At 72.8% G+C, this 20,384-nt stretch carries 20 protein-coding genes and 1 tRNA gene; 12 read left to right on the top strand and 9 right to left on the bottom strand.

The genetic code is table 11. The annotated features are described in order from the left end of the window. Positions 1–13: 13 nt before the first annotated feature. The 3 genes from BLS70_RS19315 to BLS70_RS19305 form a co-directional block, all read right to left on the bottom strand. Complete coding sequence (locus BLS70_RS19315) at positions 14–565, bottom strand: DUF3090 family protein (protein WP_091771284.1); 552 nt, start codon at positions 563–565, stop codon at positions 14–16. Positions 566–617: 52 nt separating this feature from the next. After that, entirely contained in the window at positions 618–1,319 is a 702-nt protein-coding gene (locus BLS70_RS19310) for a histidine phosphatase family protein (RefSeq protein ID WP_091771282.1), read from the bottom strand. 73 nt (positions 1,320–1,392) lie between these two features. Then, positions 1,393–2,247, bottom strand: coding sequence for an undecaprenyl-diphosphate phosphatase (locus tag BLS70_RS19305; RefSeq protein ID WP_091771280.1), 855 nt, complete (start codon positions 2,245–2,247; stop codon positions 1,393–1,395). 163 nt (positions 2,248–2,410) lie between these two features. Between BLS70_RS19305 and BLS70_RS19300 the strand changes: the two genes are divergently transcribed. Together BLS70_RS19300 and BLS70_RS19295 are read left to right on the top strand one after the other, a co-directional pair. After that, entirely contained in the window at positions 2,411–3,391 is a 981-nt protein-coding gene (locus tag BLS70_RS19300; protein ID WP_091771278.1) for an aldo/keto reductase, read from the top strand. Then, positions 3,388–5,370, top strand: a complete 1,983-nt coding sequence (locus BLS70_RS19295) for an AAA family ATPase (RefSeq protein ID WP_091771276.1) — start codon at positions 3,388–3,390, stop codon at positions 5,368–5,370. Before BLS70_RS19300 ends, BLS70_RS19295 begins: the two co-directional genes overlap by 4 nt. Before the next feature lie 188 nt (positions 5,371–5,558). Here the strand turns inward: BLS70_RS19295 and BLS70_RS19290 are convergent, their stop codons facing one another. Next, positions 5,559–5,822 carry an Rv3202a family protein gene (locus BLS70_RS19290; protein WP_091771274.1) on the bottom strand — a complete coding sequence of 88 codons (264 nt, stop codon included), beginning with the start codon at positions 5,820–5,822 and terminating at the stop codon, positions 5,559–5,561. 131 nt (positions 5,823–5,953) lie between these two features. On the opposite strand from BLS70_RS19290, the gene BLS70_RS19285 reads away from it, so the two are divergent. Beyond that, positions 5,954–6,157: a DUF5703 family protein gene (locus BLS70_RS19285; protein ID WP_091771525.1), complete on the top strand. Its 204-nt coding sequence runs from the start codon at positions 5,954–5,956 to the stop codon at positions 6,155–6,157. A 7-nt stretch (positions 6,158–6,164) separates the two neighbouring features. Here the strand turns inward: BLS70_RS19285 and BLS70_RS19280 are convergent, their stop codons facing one another. Further along, entirely contained in the window at positions 6,165–7,001 is an 837-nt protein-coding gene (locus BLS70_RS19280) for a pentapeptide repeat-containing protein (RefSeq protein ID WP_091771272.1), read from the bottom strand. Between the two features lie 31 nt (positions 7,002–7,032). Further along, positions 7,033–7,944 carry an NADPH:quinone oxidoreductase family protein gene (locus tag BLS70_RS19275; RefSeq protein ID WP_255362597.1) on the bottom strand — a complete coding sequence of 304 codons (912 nt, stop codon included), beginning with the start codon at positions 7,942–7,944 and terminating at the stop codon, positions 7,033–7,035. Between the two features lie 164 nt (positions 7,945–8,108). Between BLS70_RS19275 and BLS70_RS19270 the strand changes: the two genes are divergently transcribed. After that, the gene (locus BLS70_RS19270) at positions 8,109–8,693 is read left to right on the top strand and encodes a class I SAM-dependent methyltransferase (RefSeq protein ID WP_091771268.1); all 585 of its coding nucleotides are present in this window, start codon (positions 8,109–8,111) and stop codon (positions 8,691–8,693) included. On the opposite strand, the gene BLS70_RS19265 is transcribed toward BLS70_RS19270, so the two are convergent. Together BLS70_RS19265 and BLS70_RS19260 are read right to left on the bottom strand one after the other, a co-directional pair. Further along, a complete protein-coding gene (locus BLS70_RS19265; RefSeq protein ID WP_091771266.1) occupies positions 8,694–9,503 on the bottom strand; it encodes an SDR family oxidoreductase in 810 nt (269 codons plus the stop codon). Positions 9,504–9,510: 7 nt separating this feature from the next. Next, a complete protein-coding gene (locus BLS70_RS19260; protein WP_091771264.1) occupies positions 9,511–10,839 on the bottom strand; it encodes a M20/M25/M40 family metallo-hydrolase in 1,329 nt (442 codons plus the stop codon). An 83-nt stretch (positions 10,840–10,922) separates the two neighbouring features. Between BLS70_RS19260 and BLS70_RS19255 the strand changes: the two genes are divergently transcribed. Together BLS70_RS19255 and BLS70_RS19250 are read left to right on the top strand one after the other, a co-directional pair. Beyond that, complete coding sequence (locus BLS70_RS19255; protein WP_091771262.1) at positions 10,923–11,960, top strand: GGDEF domain-containing protein; 1,038 nt, start codon at positions 10,923–10,925, stop codon at positions 11,958–11,960. Between the two features lie 55 nt (positions 11,961–12,015). Continuing rightward, positions 12,016–12,100 (top strand) — tRNA-Leu (locus BLS70_RS19250). Positions 12,101–12,201: 101 nt separating this feature from the next. Here BLS70_RS19250 and BLS70_RS19245 read toward each other — a convergent pair. Further along, a complete protein-coding gene (locus BLS70_RS19245; protein ID WP_176946500.1) occupies positions 12,202–13,404 on the bottom strand; it encodes a tyrosine-type recombinase/integrase in 1,203 nt (400 codons plus the stop codon). An 838-nt stretch (positions 13,405–14,242) separates the two neighbouring features. Between BLS70_RS19245 and resB the strand changes: the two genes are divergently transcribed. The 6 genes from resB to BLS70_RS19215 all read left to right on the top strand — a co-directional run bounded on the left by resB (position 14,243) and on the right by BLS70_RS19215 (position 20,371). Next, positions 14,243–15,880, top strand: a complete 1,638-nt coding sequence (gene resB, locus BLS70_RS19240) for a cytochrome c biogenesis protein ResB (RefSeq protein WP_255362596.1) — start codon at positions 14,243–14,245, stop codon at positions 15,878–15,880. Positions 15,881–16,107: 227 nt separating this feature from the next. Further along, the gene (locus BLS70_RS19235) at positions 16,108–16,599 is read left to right on the top strand and encodes a TlpA family protein disulfide reductase (protein ID WP_091771521.1); all 492 of its coding nucleotides are present in this window, start codon (positions 16,108–16,110) and stop codon (positions 16,597–16,599) included. A gap of 89 nt (positions 16,600–16,688) precedes the next feature. Then, the gene (gene lnt / locus BLS70_RS19230; protein WP_255362595.1) at positions 16,689–18,161 is read left to right on the top strand and encodes an apolipoprotein N-acyltransferase; all 1,473 of its coding nucleotides are present in this window, start codon (positions 16,689–16,691) and stop codon (positions 18,159–18,161) included. A gap of 121 nt (positions 18,162–18,282) precedes the next feature. Next, positions 18,283–18,696, top strand: a complete 414-nt coding sequence (locus BLS70_RS19225; protein WP_143030463.1) for a hypothetical protein — start codon at positions 18,283–18,285, stop codon at positions 18,694–18,696. 91 nt (positions 18,697–18,787) lie between these two features. Next, positions 18,788–19,411: a DUF305 domain-containing protein gene (locus BLS70_RS19220; RefSeq protein ID WP_091771255.1), complete on the top strand. Its 624-nt coding sequence runs from the start codon at positions 18,788–18,790 to the stop codon at positions 19,409–19,411. Between the two features lie 81 nt (positions 19,412–19,492). Then, positions 19,493–20,371: a F510_1955 family glycosylhydrolase gene (locus BLS70_RS19215; RefSeq protein ID WP_255362594.1), complete on the top strand. Its 879-nt coding sequence runs from the start codon at positions 19,493–19,495 to the stop codon at positions 20,369–20,371. Positions 20,372–20,384 lie beyond the last annotated feature (13 nt).

Below are 20,384 nucleotides of genomic sequence, written 5' to 3'. Positions count from 1 at the left end.
CGCATGCCGCCGGTCAGCGGCGGTAGCCGTTCTGCCGCGGGCAGACGTGGCCGGTCGCGTCCAGCGGCAGAGAGCACAGCGGGCAGGAGGGCCGGCCCGCGGAGATCACGCGCCGCGCGCGGGCGATGAACGCCCGGGCCGCCATCGGGGTGATCGTCACCCGAAGCGCGTCGGGGCCCTCGTCGCTGTCGGAGAGGATCGCGTCCTCCTCGATCGGCTCCTCACCGGCGGCCACGGCCTCCACGACGACGGCCTGCTCGGCCCCGTCCCAGGCCAGACCCATGGCGGCGACCCGGAACTCCTCGTCCACGGGCGGGGTCAGCGGATCGAGGTCGTCGACGTCGGCGTCGGGCGGGATCACCGCATCGGCGCGACCCGACACCTCGTCGAGCAGCTCGGCCATGCGGTCGGCCAGGACCTGGACCTGGGTCTTCTCCAGCGCGACGCTGACCGTGCGGCCGCTGCCGTCGGACGCCTGCAGGTAGAAGGTGCGGTCCCCTGGCTGGCCCACGGTGCCGGCGACGAACCGGCTCGGACGATCGAAGAGATGGACCTGACGGGGCACGCGCCCAGGTTACGCGGACGGGCCGCGGGCCTGCCCGGACAGCACCGGGGTGTCAGGCAGGTGCGCCGGAGCCACCGCCGACGACGGCGTCGGAGGACCGCGTCCGGCGCCCGCGCTTCTTCGGCGGCGGCGGGACCAGCGCGGAGACGTCACCGCCGGTGTCGTTGACGCGGACCACGAACGGCCGGGTCTCGGTGTAGGTGACCACCGAGATCGAGGCGGGGTCGACGACGATCCGCTGGAACTGGTCCAGGTGCAGGCCCAGCGCGTCGGCCAGCACGGCCTTGATGACGTCGCCGTGGCTGCAGGCCAGCCAGACGGCGTCGGGCCCGAGCTCGGCGTTGATGGCCCGCACCGCGGCGACGGCCCGGGCCTGGGTCTGCGCCAGCCCCTCCCCCTCCGGGCCGGGGAACACCGCGGCCGAGGGGTGCTGCTGCACGACCTTCCAGAGCGGCTCCTTGGCCAGCTCCTTGATCGTCCGGCCCGTCCAGTCGCCGTAGCGGGCCTCACCGAGCCGGTCGTCGGTGCGCAGCTCGAGGTCGCGCCCCGCCGTGACCGCCGTCGCCGTCTGCACGCACCGCTCCAGCGGGCTGCTGACGACCGCGGCCAGCGGCACCTTCGCCAGCCGCTCACCCACCGCGGCGACCTGGGCGGCGCCGGTCTCGTCGAGCTGCACGCCCGGCGTCCAGCCGGCCAGGATCCCGCCCGCGTTGGCCGTCGTCCGCCCGTGCCGGAGCAGGATCACCGTGGTCACGGGCGCGAGCGTATGCGGCCCCGGCGCAGGGCCCCGCCGCGAGCCTGCGAGTGGTGGGTGGCGGCGGGGTCCTTCAGGGGACGGACGACGCAACCGGCTCGGGGTCGAGCACGCCGGCGAAGACCAGCACGAGCACCAGGACGCCCAGCGCGATGCGGTAGACGACGAACGGCGTGAACGAGCCGCGGTCGAGGTAGCGCAGCAGCCAGGCGATGACGCTCAGGCCGACGCCGAAGGCGAGCACCGTGGCCAGGATCGTGGGCCCCCAGGACACCCCGACCCCCGCGCCGTCGTCGCCGCTGAGCTCGTCGTAGGTCTGGTAGAAGCCCGAGGCCAGCACCGCCGGGATGGCCAGCAGGAACGAGTAGCGGGCAGCCGCGGCGCGCGAGTAGCCGAGGAACAGCCCGGCGGTGATCGTGCCGCCGGAGCGGGAGACGCCCGGGATGAGGGCCAGCGCCTGGGCGAACCCGTAGCCGATGCCGTGCGGCACGGTGAGCTGGTCCAGCTGCCGCTGCTTGGCGCCCACCCGGTCGGCCGCGTACAGGATCAGCGCGAACACGATGAGGGTCGTCGCCACGACCCGCAGGTCGCGGAACGTCGTCTCGATGTCCTCCTCGAACAGCAGCCCGAGGATGCCGATGGGCAGGCTGCCGACGATGATCAGCCAGCCCATGCGCGCGTCCGGGTCGCCCTTGCGGCCGCCACCGAGCGAGGCGAACCAGGCGGTGATGATCCGCCAGATGTCGTGGCGGAAGTACAGCAGGACGGCGGCCTCGGTGCCGATCTGCGTGATGGCGGTGAAGGCGGCGCCGGGGTCGTCCCACCCGAAGGCCTCGCCCACGACGCGCAGGTGTGCGCTGGAGGAGATCGGCAGGAACTCGGTCAGCCCCTGGACGACGCCCAGGACGACGGCCTCGACCCAGCCCATCAGCGCGGCCCTCCACCGGCGAGGAGGGCGGACGACGTCGGGATCAGGCTGGCACGCACGAGCGGTCACCCTAGGCGGCGCCCGCGACGGGTCCGGGCGCGCCGCTCCGAGGCTGGAGGTGCTCGCCGGTGGACGCGGCCGGTCGCCGGTAGGTTGGCCGGTCGTGGAACAACGGGCGCTGGGGCGCAGCGGTCTGGTCGTGAGCCGGCTGGCGCTGGGCACGATGACCTGGGGCCGCGACACCGACGAGGACGAGGCCGCGATGCAGCTGACGGCCTTCGTCGACGCCGGCGGCACGCTGGTCGACACCGCCGACGTCTACTGCGACGGCGAGAGCGAGCGGATCCTCGGTCACCTGTTGGCCGACGTCGTCCCCCGCTCCGACGTGCTCGTCGCCACGAAAGCCGCCGGCCGGACCGGACCGGGCCCCATGGGGCGCGGCGCCTCCCGCGGGCACCTGCTCGCGGCGCTGGACGCCTCCCTGCAGCGGCTGGGCCTGGACCACGTCGACCTGTGGCAGCTGCACGCCTGGGACGACGCCACGCCGCTGGAGGAGACGCTGGCCGCCTGCGACCTCGCCGTCTCCTCCGGCCGCGCCCGCTACATCGGCATCAGCAACTTCTCCGGCTGGCAGACCGCGCAGGCCGCCACCTGGCAGCGCGCCTGGCCGGGCCGCACGCCCATCGTGAGCACGCAGATGGAGTACTCGCTGCTGCAGCGCGGCGTCGAGCGCGAGGTCGTACCCGCCGCCGAGGCGCTCGGCCTGGGCGTGCTGGCCTGGTCGCCGCTGGGCCGCGGTTTGCTCACCGGCAAGTACCGGCACAGCACGCCGTCGGAGTCCCGGGGCGCCTCGCAGCAGTGGCAGGTGTTCATCGACGGGCTGCGCTCGGCCAAGTCCGACCGGATCGTCGAGGCGGTGATCACCGCGGCCGAGGGGCTGGGCACCAGCCCGTTGGGCGTGGCGCTGGCCTGGGTCCGCGACCGGCCCGGCGTCGTCGCCCCCGTGGTCGGCGCGCGCACCGCCCAGCAGCTGCAGGCCTCGCTCGACGCCGACGGCGTCCGCCTCCCGGCCGCCATCCGCACCGCGCTGGAGGACGTGTCGGCGGCGCCGGCCGGCTATCCCGAGCGCCTGGCGGAGCGATGACCGCTCCCCTGCCGGCGACCGGCGGCGACCCGGTCTTCGCCGCCTTCTGCGCGGCCGGCCTGTGGCCGGGTCTCGGCCGACGGACGGCGGCGGAGCTGCCCGGCGTGAACATCACCGCGCCCGACGACGTCACCGCCGACCGGCTGCTCAAGCTGCCTCGGGTCGGGCGGCAGCGCGCCGAGCGGTTGTTCTCCAGCTTCCTGGCCGCGCAGCCCACCTACGAGGTGGTCGAGCTGCTGATCGCCGCGGGGCTGCAGGCGAAGCTCGCCGCGGGCGTGGCCGACACGCTCGGGCCCGACGCCGCGCGGCGGCTGCGCGACGACCCGTGGGCGCTGCTCAGCCTGTCGGGGGTCTCCCTCGCCGAGGCCGACCGACTCGCGATCGCCGTCCTCAAGGGCGCCGACCGGCAGGACGCCCGCCGGGGCCGGGCCATCGTCGGCCTCACGCTGCGCACCGCGACGCGGGACGGGCACACCGTCCTGCCCGCCGACCTCGTCGTCGCCGCGCTCCGCGCCGAGGGCATCACCGACCCCGCGGCCGCGATCGTGGCGGCCGTGGACGGCGGTGAGGTGCTCGAGCACGAGCCACCGATGCCCGAGGACGACGGCGGGGTGGGCGGGGATGCCGACCCGACCGAGCCGGCCGAGCCGGACCCCGCGCTGCGGATGCTGTCGCTGGCCCGCTTCGGCATGGCCGAGGAGGCGGTGGCCGAGAACGTCGCGCGCCTGGCGGCCGCCGCCGAGCGGATCGCCGACCCGGCTTCGGTGCGCTCGGTGGCCAAGGGCCTGGACGAGGCGCAGAAGCAGGCGGTCGCGCAGGTGCTGGGCGCGGGCGTGAGCCTGCTGACCGGCGGACCGGGCACCGGCAAGAGCCGGACGGTGGCCGCGATCGTGAAGCTGCTCCAGTCCAAGGGCACCGAGGTGGCCCTGGCCGCCCCGACCGGACGGGCGGCCAAGCGGCTGGAGGAGCTGACCGACCACCCCGCGGTGACCGTGCACCGGCTGCTCGGCGCGCAGGGCATGACGGGCGGGTTCGCCCGCAACGAGGAGTGGCCGCTGGACGCCGACGTCGTCGTGGTCGACGAGGCCTCGATGCTCGACGTCGAGCTCACCGCAGCTCTCCTGGAGGCCTGCCAGGACGGCACCCACCTGCTGCTGGTGGGCGACCCGGCGCAGCTGCCCTCGATCGGCCCCGGCCACGTGCTGGGCGACCTCATCGACTCGGGCGCCGTGCCGGTCACCGAGCTGACCACGCTCTACCGCCAGGCGGAGGGCGGGGCCATCGCCCGCCTGGCCACCGGAGTGCGCGGTGGCGAGCTGCCGCCGGTCGACTCCCCCGACCGCGAGGTCGTCATCGTGCCGGCCACGGGCTCGGCCGAGGCGGCGCGACGGGTGGTCCAGCTGGTCACCGACTCCATCCCGCGCGCCCTGGGCATCGAGCCCGGTGCGGTCCAGGTGGTGACGCCGGTGCACCGCGGGCCGGCCGGCACGATCGAGCTGAACAAGGCGCTCAAGGCCGTGCTCAACCCGGGCGAGGGCACGGTGTTCGGCTTCGACCCCGGCGACCGCGTCGTCGCCACCGCCAACCACCTCGACCTGGAGCCGATCGGGTTCGCCAACGGCGAGGTCGGGGTGGTCACCAAGGCCGGCGAGGGGTCGCTGGACGTGGCGTTCGCCTCCGGCCCGGTGACGGTGAACGGCTCGGCGTTGTCGGACCTGCGGCACGGCTGGGCCATCACCGTGCACCGCGCCCAGGGCTCGGAGTGGCCCGGCGTCGTCGTGGTGCTGCCGCCCGAGGCCGGAGGCATGCTGTCCCGGCCGCTGGTCTACACCGCGCTCACCCGCGCGCAGAAGCACCTGTCGATCGTGCACGCCAGCGGCGCGGCCCTCGTCCGCGCCGTCCGCGAGGTGGACGTCCGGCCGCGGCGCACCCGGCTCGCGGGGCTGCTGGCCGAGTACGCCGCCGACCTCGCCGGCTGAGCGCGCGCGTCAGCGCAGCTCCGCGCGGCGGGATCAGCCGGGACCGACTAGCCCGCCGGCCGGGTCGTCGAGCTCGCGCCGGAGGCCCAGGGCCTGGCCGTCGACGCGGACAGCGGCCGGGTGTTCGTCGCCGGCCGCGCCCCGGGCGAGCTGCAGCTCATCGGCCCCTGACGCCGGCCGGCGACGTCTCAGCCGCGGGCGTCGTCCTCGTCGAGCGGGACGTCGGCCTCCTGCTCCAGCACGTCGGCCTCGTTCGCCTCCCGGTCGCCGACCGGCCGCTGCGGGGTGCCGGCCTCACCGGGGCGGGCGGCGAGCTGCTGCTCGAGCGCGTCGGCCTCGGGGACCCCGTCCTCGGGGCCGGCCACGGCGCCCGCGAGACCCATGGCGGTGCCGTCGACGAGGGCGCCCTGCTCGGCGAGGTCCGCTTCGTTGGCAGTGCCGGGATCGGTCACGTCGTCCTCCGTGTCTGGTGCGGTCGCTTCGGTCCCATCCTGCCGCCAGGACCACCGTCCGGCCCAGCGGCGGATGTGAGCCAGGGAACGACGGAGTGACCATCGGGCGACGGGCAGGCACAATCGTGCCGATGGAGGCGTCCCCCGATTACGAGTTCGCGCCGCTGCGGATCCCGCCGGGCACGTCCCGGTCCGCGGCGGCCACGATGCTGAGTCTTCAGTCCGACGTGGGCGGCTGGGAGCTCGCCCGGCTGCAGCTGCACGCCGACGGCACCCGCAAGGTCGTCCTGCGGCGCCGCGCACGGCTGTCCTACCTGCCGGGCCCGCACATCTAGGCTCCGCTCACCCAGCCGGGTCCTGCTGCCAGTGCGCGGGGTGCGGCAACCCCGGCGGCAGCTGCGTCGCGGCGTCGCCCCGGGCCGCCACCAGCTGCGGCCGGGTGACGAACAGACAGGCCGAGAGGTCGGCGCCGCGGACGTCGGCCGCCCGCAGATCGGCCCCCAGCAGGTCCGCCGTCCCGAGGTCGACGCCGCGCAGGTCCGCGCCGATCAGGTAGGCGCCGCGCAGACTCGCCCCGCGCAGCCGCGTGCGGCGCAGGTCGCGGCCCATGAGGTCCGCGCCGCGGCGGTCGGGCCCCGGTGGCGTGCGGACGGCGTCGCTCACCTGCTGCAGCAGCGCGCCCACCTCGGCGCGGTGGGCGCCCACGTCGAGGTCACGTAGCGCCTCGGCGTCCGTCCCGGCGAACCGCTCGGTGGCGGCGCGGGCCTGCTCCACGGCCGGGTGCAGCGCGACCGCGGCCGGCAGGGTCGCGGCCTCGGCCAGGTACCAGAGGATCTCGTGCAGCTGCCGCATGACCGGCAGCACCGCGAACTGCCCGGCCGCCAGCTCCGGCGACTCCCGCCAGCTCCGCCCGCCGAAGGTCTCCTGGGTGATCCGCTGACCGGCGCCGAAGCAGTCGAAGACCGTGCAGCCGGGAAAGCCCTCCGGCCGCAGCCGGTCGTGGATGCCGCAGCGGAAGTCGTCCTGGAGGTGGCGGCACGGGGTGCCCGCGGGCTTGTCGATCGCGAAGTCGGCCGAGGCCGCGAAGGCCGGGGCGACGCAGCACAGCCCGGCGCACCGGGAGCAGTCGGCCGAGAGCCCGTCCCTCGCCGGCACGAGCGGGAGGGATCGGTAGGTCATGGCCGGTCCAGCGTAGGCGGGAGCCGACGCACTACGGGACGAGGACGACCTTGCCGACGGTCCCGCGGTCGCCCAGCCGGGCCAGGGCCTGCGGCGCCTGGTCCAGCGGCAGCACGTCGCCGACCAGCGGGTCGATGAGGCCCTCGTCGACCAGGCGGACGAGCTCCTCGTGGACCTGCGGGAACAGCGCCGGGTCGTGCTTGCGGTAGAGGCCCCAGTGCAGGCCGACGACGCTGTAGTTCTTCACCAGCACGTGGTTGGCCGGCGCCGACGGGTGCACGCCGCTGGTGAACCCGACGACCAGCAGGCGGCCCTCGAACGCGATGCACCGCCGCGACTTGTCGAACACCTCGCCGCCGACCGGGTCGTAGACGACGTCGGCGCCGTGGCCACCGGTGATCTCCTTGACGATCGGGACGAAGTCCTCGGTCGTGTAGTCGATGACGAGGTCGGCGCCCAGCTCGCGGCAGATCTCGGTCTTGCGGGCGCCGCCGGCCGTGGCGATGACCCGCGCGCCGGCGGCCTTGCCGAGCTGGATGGCGGCCGATCCGACGCCTCCGGCTCCGGCGTGGACGAGCAGCCACTCCCCCGCCTGCAGGTGCGACCGGCGGTGCAGGCCGACGTGCCCGGTCGAGTAGGTGAGGTAGAGCGAGGCGGCCTTCTCGTCGGAGAGCCCCTCGGGCGCGGGGTAGGCCGCTGCGGCGTCCATCACCGCGTACTCCGCGAAGGCGCCGGGCCCGCCGGCGGGCGAGCCGATGACCCGCTGCCCGGTCTCCACGATCTCGCCGCACAGCTCCACGCCAGGCGTGTACGGAAGCGGCGGCTTCTCCTGGTACAGCCCCTGGGCCATGAGGATGTCGGGGAAGTTCAGGGCGGCGGCCCGCACCTTGACCAGCACCTGCCCCTCACCGGGGGTCGGGATCTCGACCTCGTCGAAACTCATGACCTCCGCAGGGTCGCCGAGTTCGTGGACCCGCCATGCACGCATGTCCCGACCCTGCCAGACGCGGCGTGACGGCCGTCACCTGCCCCCGACCTGCGCTCGCCCGCCCGTCGGCCTCATGACAGTGTGCTGGCGAGGACGCCCGGCCGAACGGTGAGGACCGCATGAGACAGCACCTGACGGACCCGTTGCGGTTCTTCGCCGCCTTCGTCGCCCATCCGCGCCAGATGGGCGCTGTGCTGCCCACGTCCCGCTCCGCGGTGCGCGACATGCTCGACCTGGCCGACGTCCCCGCCGCCGACCTGGTGGTCGAGCTCGGCGCCGGCACGGGGGTCCAGACCGGCGAGATCCTGGCCCGGCTGAAGCCGGACGCCCGGCTGGTGGCCGTGGAGATCGACCCGAAGCTGTCCGCGCTCCTCGAGAAGCGCTACGCCGGTGACGACCGTCTGCAGGTCGTCACCGACTCGGCCGAGAAGGTGGATGCCTACCTGGACGGGAAGCGGGCCGACGTCCTGGTCTCCGCGATCCCCTTCACCTCGCTGGACGGCAAGCTCCGGCAGCGGATCCTGGATGCGCTTCCCGGCCTGCTGACTCCGCAGGGCGTCATGGTGATGATCCAGTACTCACCGCTGATGATGGGCGAGCTCCGCCGCCGGTTCCGCTCGGTGCGCTGGCGGATCACGCCGTGGAACGTGCCGCCGGCGTTCCTCTTCGCCTGCTCGCAGCAGGACGCCGGCGGCACGGACTGATCAGGTCGCCGAGCCCGGGCGCAGCGCGCCGGGGACGCCGGCCGTCTCGCCGGTCGCGGTCTTGGCCGCGGGCACGCCCTTGAACTTGTAGGGCACCGCGCCGATGCCGGGCTGGACGATGTAGGCAGCCCCCGGCTCGCCCGAGGTCCACGCGGCGATCATCGCGTCGGCGACCTCCTCGGCGGAGAGGATCGGGAAGTTGTTGTCGATGAACGTCTGGCGGATGCCGTCGATGATCGCGGTGTCGGCGAAGCCGGGGCAGATCGCCGTCATGGTGATGTTCTCGTCGATCACGCGCGCCGCCATGGAGCGGACGAACGTGATGGCGCCCCCCTTGGCCACGCTGTAGCCGGGATCGGTGGCCAGCGGCGCGAGACCCGCGAGCGAGGCGGTCACGACGATCGAGCCGCCGCCGGCCCGGCGCAGCGCCGGCAGCGCGGCCTCGGTGCCGTAGACGACGCCGAACAGGTCGATGTCCACGACCTTGAGGAACTCGTCGACGTCGAGGGCCTGCCGCGACTTGCCGGCGATACCGGCGTTGAGGAAGGCGGCGTCCAGGCGGCCGTGGTCGGCCTCGACCTGTGCGACGACGGCGGCGTTGGCCGCGCGGTCGGAGACGTCGAGTACCACGAACGGGCAACCGAGCTCGTCGGCCACCTGACGGTTGCGCTCGCTGTCGAGGTCGGCCAGGACGACGGTGACGTCGAGTGCCTTGAGCTTGGTCGCGAGGGCGCGGCCGAAGCCACCGGTGCCCCCCGTGATCAGCGCGACGGAACCGGGCGTGGGTGCGGGGGTGGTGGAGGAGGTCACTCCTGCATCATGCCGACCGCAGGAAGCGGTCCAGCACCCGGACGCCGAAGCGCAGCGACTCGACGGGCACCCGCTCGTCGATGCCGTGGAACAGCGAGGCGAAGTCCAGGTCGGCGGGCAGCCGCAGCGGGGAAAACCCGAAGCAGCGCATGCCGAGACGCTGGAAGCTCTTGGCGTCGGTGCCACCGCTCATCGTGAACGGCACCGGGCGCGCGCCGTCGTCCTCGGCCTTGAGGGCGGTGACCATCTGGTCGACCAGCGGCCCGTCGAACGTCGTCTCCACGGCCTGGTCGTACACCAGCCACTCGCGCTGCACGCCCTCGCCGATGAGCGCGGCGAGCTGGCGCTCGAACTCCTCCTCCTGCCCGTAGAGGAAGCGGCCGTCGACGGTGGCGCTCGCGGTGCCCGGGATGACGTTGGCCTTGTAGCCGGCGTCGAGCATCGTGGGGTTGGCGGTGTTGCGCAGGGCCGCGCCGATCATCCGGCTGATGCTGCCGAGGCGGGCCAGGGCCAGCTCCGGCTCGGCCGGGTCGATCTCGACTCCGTAGGCGTCCTCCACCGCGGCCAGGAACTCGCGCATGGGCGGCGTCAGGGTGAGCGGGAAGCGGTGGGCGCCGATCCGCGCGACCGCCTCGCACAGCCGGGTGACCGCGTTGTCGTCGTGCACGAACGAGCCGTGCCCGGGCCGGCCGGCAGCGGTGAGCCGCATCCAGGCCAGCCCCTTCTCGGCGGTCTGCACGAGGTACAGGCGCAGGTCGTCGCGGACCGTGATGCTGAAGCCGCCGACCTCGCTGATCGCCTCGGTGCAGCCCTCGAGCAGGTCGGGGTGCTCGTCGACGAGGTGGTGGGCGCCCAGCTTCCCGCCGGCCTCCTCGTCCGCGACGAAGGCCAGCACGATGTCGCGGTCGGGCTGCACGCCGGTGCGGGCCCAGTCGCGCACCAGCGCCAGGACCATCGCGTCCATGTCCTTCATGTCCACCGCGCCGCGGCCCCAGATGTAGCCGTCGCGCTCCTCGCCGGAGAACGGGTGGACGCTCCACTCGGCCGGATCGGCGGGGACGACGTCGAGGTGCCCGTGGACGAGCAGCGCCGGGCGGCTGCGGTCGGCGCCCGGGATGCGGGCGACCAGGCTGGCCCGGCCGCGCTCGGACTCGACGATCCGCGAGCCGATGCCCGCCTCGTCGAGCTTGCCGGCGACCCACTCGGCGGCGACCCGCTCCCCCGCGCTGGTGGCGGTGCTGCCGGTGTTGGTCGTGTCGATGCGGATCAGGTCCGAGAGCAGCTCGGCGACCTCGTCCTGGGCTCGGGTCAGCGGCGCGGCCGCGTCCTCGGTCATGGGGTGATCGTGCCACCGCCCAGGCTCCCCCTCCGGAGTGAGAGGCCCCTGCACCGTCGCGGGGGATCCGCCGAAGGAACTGCATGGGCAGGCTGAGCGCGCTCCGGGCGCGCGACCCGCGGGCCGCTGCGCACAGCGGTGTGCTCATCGCGCTCGCCAGCGCCACCGTGCTCATCTCGCTGCCGGTCTTCGAGGTCCCTCTCGGCGGCGCCCTCGCCCGCACCGTCCACGCGACGGCGATCGTGGTCCTGCTGGGCACGAGCCTGGCGTTCCGGCTGCTGCCCCCCGAGGTCCTGGACCGGTGGAACGCCGTCGCGCTCCTCGCGCTCTCCGGCGTCCTCCTGACCCTGACCCTCAACCTGCTCACCGGCGACACCTCGGCCGGGTCGCAGGCCTTCTACGCGCTCCCGGTGCTCTGGGCGGCCATCCACCTCCGGACGCCGGGGGTCGTCCTGGTGACCGCCGCCGCGCTCGGGTCCGACCTGCTCACCCTCGTCCTGCTGCTCCCCCTGCCCCTGGCGGTCACCGACTTCACGTTCTTCGGTGCGGTGCTCGCCGTCATCGCCGTCCTGCTGGTACGCGCCAACCGGCGGCAGGAGGTGCTGGTGGAGGCCCTGCAGCGCCAGGTCACCGTCGACTCGCTGACCGGCCTGGCCACGCGACGGGCCTTCGACGGCGCCCTGGACGTGCACCTCGCCCGGTCGGTCGACCCGGGCACGGCGCTCGTGCTCATCGACGTCGACGCCTTCAAGACGATCAACGACAGCCAGGGCCACCCGGTCGGGGACGATGTGCTCGTGCACCTCGCGGGCGTGCTCCGGGAGAACGTCCGGGCCGAGGACGCCGTGCTCTCGCGACTGGGCGGTGACGAGCTCGCCGTCCTGATGCCCGGGTGCTCGTCCGACGTGGCGGTGCAGCGGGCCGAGGACCTGCTGGACGCGGTGCGCTCGACGCCGATGAAGCTCCCGGACGGGGCGCTGCTGGCACTCTCGATCAGCGTGGGGGTGGCGCATCTGCCGCAGCACTCCGACGACCGGCGCGGGCTCTACATCGCCGCCGACGCCGCGCTCTACGAGGCGAAGCGGGCCGGCCGGGGCCGGGTGTCGGTCGCCGCGAGCTGACCGGCGGGGGGTGCTCCGGACGGCGGACGGGCTCCGGTAGTCTTGTCCCGCACTCGTCCGGGTGGCGGAATGGCAGACGCGCTAGCTTGAGGTGCTAGTGCCCTTTATCGGGCGTGGGGGTTCAAGTCCCCCCTCGGACACAGCCTCACCCCGGTGTTCCTGCAGGTCAGGAACCCGGGGTGTTTGCGTCGTCGGGCCTGAGGGCGCTCGGTGATACCCGCGTGATACTTCGCGCCCGCAATCAGCCCTTCAGCAGCGCGGCGAAGCGGTCTGCTGCCTCGCGGCCCATGCCGGGGTGCACGTGCTGATAGACGGTGAGGGTGATCGTGGCGCTCGCGTGGCCCAGGCGCTCTGAGACGACCTTCACCGGCACACCGTCGGCCAGTAGCAGAGTGGCGTGAGTGTGGCGGAGGTCGTGCAACCGGATCACCGGCAGTCCCTCCTCCCCCAGCGCCTTGCGCGCCCGGACTATCTGGCCGACGAAACGGCGAGAAAACCGCTCCGGATGGCGGTGGCTGCCGTCGAGGGTGCTGAGAACGAGTGCTGAGTCCCGGACGAGTTCGAGGGCCAGGGATCCGCGAGCTGCCCGGTAGGCGCGAAGCGCGGCCACGGTGCCCGAGTCCAGGTCGACGACGCGGGCCCGACCTGTCTTCGTCGGGCCCTCGATGAGCTGCTCGCCGGCACCCTTGCTCTTCACCACCCCGACGCTGCGGCGAACCGCGAGCCGTCCGGCGTCCAGATCGATATCGCGCCAGCGGAGGGCCAGCGCCTCGCCGCGGCGCATCCCGGTGGCCGCGAGAAGCCGCCAGCCCATGGCGAGGTCCCGGTCGTCGCCATCGGCCCAACCGAGGAAGCGGACGAGCTCGGACGCCGTCCACGCCTGCATCTCTGGAGGGCGGGCCTCGGACGGGCTCGGGGGCGTCGACCGGTCCGTCGGGTTGACGGAGAGCCGCCCCTGCTTGACCGCATCACCCAGAGCCGAACGCAGGATTGTGTACACGTAGCGCACTGTCCGGGCAGAGAGGCCTCCCTGGCCGTCGGCTCGGCCGGCCGCCTCCAACTGGCGCATCCATGCGTCGACGGCAGGGGCGGTGAGCCGGGCGACCGGATGCGCCCCGAGGTAGGGATCGATGTGCAACCGGATGTTCTTGCGATACGAGGCCAGCGTGGAAGGGCTGAGCCGCTGCCCTTCGATCCACTCGGCGAGGTAGGCGCCGAGGCGTTGCTTCGACGGCTCCACCCACTCCCCCACCTCGGAGCGACGTATCTCCATGCGCAGGGCTGCGGCGGCCTCCTTTCTGGTCGTGAACCCGCGCCTGAGGACTGCACGCTTGGACCCGTCCTCCCGCGCGGCGGTGAACTTGATCAGGAAGCGCGGACCTGCCTTCGTCGTGTACTCGCTGATACTGCCTTCGCCTGCTTGCCGTCGTCGCGGCTTGGCCATCGTCGGACCTCCAGTGCTCGACCCGTCAACCGATCCGCCCGCTGACCACGGGTGGCGGGTACCTGGTTGTGTAGCCCTCGAGATATCCGACGGTCGGCGACGGTTCCCATCTGTGGATGCCGGTCGACCTGTGGACCGGGAGTGACTAGCGGCTCGGGCAGCCACGCACAGCCATCCGGAAGGCTGCTCACTAGCCTGCCGTTTTCCTCCAGTTGCTCCGTCGGCCGCCTCTGCTGCTGTCATGGGCAGCTAGACACCGAGTCGCGCTCATCGGCCTGTGCTTGAACGCATCAAGGCGGGGTGGGACAGCAACGACCTCTGGCTTCCCAAAGCACCGATGCCCCTTGTCGAGCACGGGACCCTCCAGGGCGCGATGCCCGCCGAGACGGCGGGCCACGTGTCGAGCAAGACCCCTCCGGATGATGCCGACCGCTGGCGGGCCGGCGGGATCGATGAGCCGCGTCGCCTCCCTCGGCGACCTCGCCGGTGTAGTCATGGACCGCGCTGCGCAGAGGAACGATGCGGGTCGCCACCGCCGGCGCACCCTCAACAGTCTTTTTGCGCCAATCGCGGCCCACGGCTTTGCTCGGTCCTGGCTCCCAAGGCGTAGCACTCGAGCACGACATCCGCCCCCGCTGTCTACTAAGACGCGCAGTAGCGTGTCCATGCGGCCCGGCCGACGTGCCGCCGTTCGAGCACGACGACTGGGCCGGGCGTGACGCGCACGGGCCGCCGTCGCTGCGCAACCCCACGTCGGAGGAGCCACCGTGAGCATGAACCCGGGATTCCAGCCGCAGCCCTCTACGCCCGGCAGTGGCCAGGCGACAGCGGGGATCTGGTGACCGATCTGCACGCCCCCCCGGAGGCACGGCCGCCTGCTGCTGCCCGCAGCTTCCTGCCGCGCCGGCTCGGACGGTGGCTGGTGCGCCGCTGGCGCTGGTTGACCAGCATGCGGACGGCGGTGGTGCTGCTCTTCCTGCTGGCGCTGGCGGCTGTTCCCGGATCGCTGTTCCCGCAGCGGTCGCTGACTCCGAGCGCGGTCTCGCGGTACTTCCGGGAGAACCCAGAGCTCGCCCCCGTCCTCGACACGCTATGGGTGTTCGACGTCTTCTCCAGCCCATGGTTCTCCGCGGTCTACCTGCTTCTGTTCATCTCGCTGATCGGCTGCCTGGTGCCGCGTTGCATCGAGCACCTACGAGCCTCACGGGCCGACCCGCCGGCCGTGCCACGGCATCTGCATCGACTCCCTGTTCACGCCGCCCAAGAGGTGTCGATGCCCGCGGAGGCCGTGGCCGAGCAGCTGGAGAGCGATCTGCGGGCGGCGCGCTTTCGGGTGGTCAGGCGTAACACCGAGACCGACGTGGAGATCTCGGCCGAGCGCGGCCGGGTGAAGGAGACCGGCAACCTCGTCTTCCACCTCTCGCTCCTGGCGCTTCTTGTCTCGCTGGCCAGCGGGAAGATGTGGGGATACGAGGGAAGCATTCTGGTCACCGAGGGCGACGGCTTCTGCAACTCGTTTCAGCGGTACGACCGGTACGTCGCCGGACCTCTGGTCGACCAGAGCTCACTCACGCCGCTCTGCTTCGATCTTCAAGACTTCCGCGCCACCTACGAGCTGAACGGCACGCCGGCCTCCTTCACCGCGGACATCGGCGTTCAAGACCGGCCGGGCGCGCCGACGAGGCAGACGACGATCGGGGTCAACGACCCGTTCCGCTCCGAGGGCGACCGCCTGTACGTGACGGGGCACGGCTTCACTCCCCTGTTCACGGTGACGCTGGCCGACGGCACCATCTTCGAGCAGCTGGCGGCCCCGTTCCTGCCCCGGGACAGCACCACCTTCGCCAGCGAAGGTGTGGTCAAGCTGCCGGACCTCGGGGACGGGTCCGGCGACGGCGTCGCCCTGGAAGGCTTCTTCGCCCCCACAGGACTGGTCCAGGGCGGCGTCCTGACGTCGGTGGACGCACGACCGCTCAATCCGCAGGTAGCCGTCATCGGCTACCGCGGCTACCTAGGCCTGGACGCCGGTGACCCGCAGTCGGTGTTCTCCCTGGACCAGACATTGATCGACCAGGGCAGGCTGGGCCGGATCGGCGAGGCCAACCTGAGCGTCGGACAGACCGCGACCTTCGAGGACGGCACAGTCGTTCGCTTCGACGGTTTTCGAGAGTTCGCTTCCCTTCAGGTCTCCCACGACCCGGGACAGGTTGCGGTCCTGATCAGTGCGATCACCATGCTCCTCGGGCTGCTGGTCGCCCTGCTCGTGCCCCGAGAACGCGTCTTCGCGCGGATCACCGGCCCGCAGCTGGCCGGCTCCGGCGGCGGCCGGTTGACCACGGTGTCACTTGCGGGCCTCGCCCGAGGCGGGAGCGGCGACGTCCAGGAACGTTTGGACGCGGTGCTCGCCAACCTGCCCGCGTACGAGCCGGCGAAGCCACGCGCGGCAGACGACCGCAACGCGGTCAGCACGCCGTGAGACGTGTCGCGGGCACGCTCCCCCGGCTCTGGCCCCGCCCAGAGGGTCGTGCCTCGTCCCGACCCGGCCTGCTCCTGTCTCCCCTCGCCACGGCGATCAGGTCCCGCTCGGCGATCGCCCACCGGCTACGGCTCCGCCGGTCGGTCGCGTCGGTCATCGTCGCCATCGCGGTGACCGGCTGCGCCTTGGGCCCTGCGAGCCACACCTCAGACGCCGAGGCGAGTGTCGTGCCTGTCCCCGCCGACGTGGCCGGCTGCGGGTCCTTCGCCGCCGACGGTGCCACGGTCGGCGGTGCGGCCGGCGTGCCCGCACTGCGGCTGCCCTGCCTGGCGGGCGACATGGACGTGGCTCTCGAGGACTTGGGCGGCCGACCGGTCCTGGTGAACCTGTGGGCGAGCTGGTGCGCCCCCTGCCGCGAGGAGATGCCACTGCTGCAGGCGGCGTACGAGCGTTTCGGCGGCGAAGTCGATTATCTGGGAGTCAACACCCAAGACACCCGCTCGGCCGCCGCGTCGCTGCTCAGCGGCCTGGAGGTGACCTACGCGCACGTCATCGACCAGGACAAGGCCCTGCTGACGGCCCTCGCAGTGCCGGGGTTGCCGGTCACCCTCGCTGTGGCCGCCGACGGACGCGTCGTCGATCGGCAGGTCGGGCCGGTATCCGCCGCTCGGCTCGAGCAGCTCGTCGCCAGCGCCGCAGCGGGGGCCAGTGCGCCATGACTCACGTGGAGGACGGGGCCTCAACGGCCATCGGACGGGAGTCGACACCAGGGTCCCGGTTCGGTCTGCGTGCCCGGTGGCTGCCCGGCGTGCGCCGCCTCCTCGCCGCACTGGGCGCAGGTGCTCTGCTGGCGGTCAGCATGCCGCCTCGAACGGCGTGGTACCTGGCCCCCATCGGCGTCGCCGTCCTCACCTGGGCACTGGTCGGTTTGTCATGGCGGCAGCGGCTGGTCCTGGGCGCGACCGCCGGCCTCAGCTTCTTCGGGCCGACCCTCTCCTGGCTCATCGACTTCCACCCGGCGGGCTTCGCCGCCGTCTTGGTGCTCGAGGTCGGCTTGTTCGCTGCCGCGATGCTGTTGATCGATCCCCGTCCGGCACGGTGGTGGACGGTCCCGGCTGCACTCGTGGCGCTGGAGGCCGCGCGCGCTCGGTTCCCGTTCGGCGGCTTCCCCATTCCGGGCATTGCGCTGGGGCAGCTGGACGGACCGTTCGCCGCGGCGGCGCCGCTCGGCGGTTCCCTCCTCGTCGTCGCGCTCGCCACCGGTGCCGGGGCGGCGATCTCCGGGCTGTTCACGGCCCGCCGACGGATTCGTCAGCTGATGACCACCAGCGCCGTGGCAGCCCTCAGCACGATGGGTGTGGTGTTGGCTGCGCCCGATGACGCGCCGGACGGCCAGCTGCGAGCGGCCTTGGCGCAAGGCGGCGGTCCGCGTGGCATCCCCGCCGTCCAATCGGATGAACAGGCAGTGACCGAGCGCCTGTTCGCTGTCAGCGACGACCTTCCGCAGGAGTTGGATCTGCTGCTCTGGCCGGAGAGCAGCATCGCCGTGACGGGATCGGTGGCCACCTCGCGTGAGGCGGGCGGCGTCGCGGCACTGGCTCGGCGCACCGGCGCGACCGTCGTCGCGGGGGTGACCGAGTCCGAAGACACTCGCTTTCGCAACGCCGCAGTGGCCTGGTCACCCGATGGCCGGATCGTGGGTCGCTACGAGAAGGCGCACCGGGTCCCGTTCGGGGAGTACATCCCGGCCCGCGGTCTGTTCGAGCGCGTGTCCGACATGACCGCACTCGTACCGCGGGACGCCGTCCCTGGCCGTGGCCCCGGGTTGCTGCGCACACCCGCGGGACCGCTGGGTGTGGTCATCTCCTACGAGGTCTTCTTCGCCGACCGCGCCCGGGCAGCCGTCACCGCCGGCGGCCAGGTCCTGCTGGTGCCGACCAACGCCGCCTCGTACACCACCGAGGAGGTGCCGGCCACCGAAGTGGCGGCGGCCCGGATGCGGGCCCGGGAGACCGACCGCGCCGTCCTGCAGGCCGCACCCACCGGCTACACCGCGATCATCCTGCCCGACGGCAAGGTGGTGGGGCGGGGACAGCTCGGCACCCCTGAGTTGCTCACCGCGACGGTCCCTCTTCACACCACCCTCACCCTCTACACGCGGACCGGCGATCTCCCGGTCCTCCTCTTCGCGTCGATGCTGATCGCCAGTTCGGTCAGCCGCCGTGCCGGGCGCACGGGCGACACAACCGTGGCGTCGGAATCGGAGCCGGTGTCCCGCTGACGATGCGACGGCCCGGGGCGGCCAGTGCGGCGACTGACATCGCAGACGGCTTACCGTGGAGTGCAAGGGGGTGAGCATGGGCGCGCGGTTGTGGACAGCACTGCTGTTGCTAGGAGCGGTCATGTTCATGCACGGGCTGCAGTGCACCCCCGCCGACCACACCGGCACCGCGCCGGTGCAGTCCGCCGCGATTTCCGCCCACGGCGAGCAGCCCCCTTCGGCGGTCACCGCCATGGCGGCCGCGATGCCCGTCGCACAGCACAACGCAGTCATTCCGGCGCCCGACCAAGCGGCCGTCGCGGGCGCGGCCGCGCACGGCCGAAGCGACACGTCGCCGCACAGCGGCGCCGGGCACCTGTGGTCGCTATGCCTCGCTGTGCTGGCAGCCGGCCTAGCCCTGCTGTTGGCCCTCGCCGGCCCGCGGCTGCTGCGGCACAGCCGAACCGCTGCCCTTCCCGCGTTCACCCGTGCCGCCAAGTCAGTGACCCTGCTCCGACCACCGGAACTCTCTGCCCTCTGCGTTCTGCGGATCTAGGCCGAACCGCTCCACCGCCCGCCCTGTCACCTCGTGGCCCGGCGGCGGTCCGGCACGCCTTCATTCCCCTCGAGCAGAGAGCAGCACTGACATGACCCGCACCACCGCACGTCTACCCCACCTTGCCGCCGCCCTGGTCGCCGGATCCCTCGTCCTCGCCGCATGTGGCGAGGACACCTCCGACGCCGCAGGGTCCACTTCCGCCAGCAGCAGCCAGCCCTCGGCCAACGCGAGCGAGAGCGCCGACGTGGAGCACAACGACGCCGACATTGCTTTCGCCAGCGGCATGGTGCCGCACCACGAGGGGGCGATCGAGATGGCTCAGCTGGCCCCCGGGCGCGCGCTCGACCCCCTGGTGTTGGAACTGGCCTCCCGTATCGAAGCAGCGCAGGGGCCTGAGATCGGCATTCTCAACGGCTGGCTGGCCGAGTGGGATGCCGAGGCTGACATGGGCGGCATGAACCACGGCGGCATGGAGTCCGACGACATGGGTGGCATGGACATCACCGCGCTGATGAACGCCACCGGCGCGGAATTCGACCGGCTGTTCCTTCAGCAGATGATCACGCACCACCGCGGCGCCGTGGAGATGGCCGAGACCGAGCTGGACCAGGGCCGCAACAGCGATGCCTTGGCGCTGGCTGAGACCATCCGCGATACCCAGGTCGGCGAGATCGCCGAGATGGAGGAGCTGGTCACCGAGCTGGGCGGCTGACCGATTCCGCGGCGGGGTGAGCGCAGTGCTCCCCCGCCGCGGAACTGCCCAAGCCGTCCCTCACCGCATCTCGGAGGACTCATGCACACATCCCGCTCAAAGCGCTACATCCTCACCGCGGCCGCAACCACCCTGGCCGCTGCGCTCACCGGCTGCTCAGACGCAGCCCCCGCGCCCGCCGACGCCGCCTCGGCCGCCGACGCCGACCGCCTGCCGGCCGGGCATGTGCACGGCCTCGCCTACGATCGCGGTGACGACACACTGCTAGTGGCCACGCACCAAGGGCTCGTCGAAGTCAGCGACGACGGCACCGCGGCTCAGCTGGGGCCGGTCATCGACCTGATGGGCTTTACCGCCACCGGATCCGATCGCTACCTGGCGTCGGGTCACCCGGGGCTGCGCGTCGACCTGCCCAACCCGGTCGGGCTCATCTCCTCCACCGACGGCGGGCAGACCTGGACGCCGTTGTCGCGGGCCGGCGAGTCGGACTTCCACGCGCTCACCGCCCTGTCCGGAGGCGGAGTGATCGGCTACGACGGCACGCTTCGCCGCAGCACCGACGGCCGAACCTGGGAGGATCTGACGATTCCTGCGGAACCGCACACGCTGGCCGCCGCGCCCGAAGGCAGCACGGTGCTGGCCACCACCGCCCAGGGTGTGCTCCGCTCGACCGACGCCGGGGGCAACTGGACACCGGTGAACGCAGCGCCGCTGCTGCAGGTCCTCGCCTGGGCCGATGACGGCACCACCGCGGTCGGGGTCAGTCCGGACGGCGACGTTTGGGCCAGCACCGACGCCGCAGCCACCTGGCGCCGGACCGGCGATGTCGGCGCGGCGCCCCACGCAGTCGCTGTCGCCACCCGCGCCGGTGGTCCGATGGAGATCGCTGCGGTCACCGACGATGGCCTGTTGCAGTCCGTCGATGGCGGACAAGCCTTCACCCTGCTGCTCGGGTACTGATCCACCTGCCCAG

It is taken from the genome of Blastococcus aurantiacus, assembly GCF_900102425.1.
GTDB classification, from domain to species: domain Bacteria; phylum Actinomycetota; class Actinomycetes; order Mycobacteriales; family Geodermatophilaceae; genus Blastococcus; species Blastococcus aurantiacus.
This window is presented reverse-complemented; position numbering and strand designations above follow the sequence as displayed.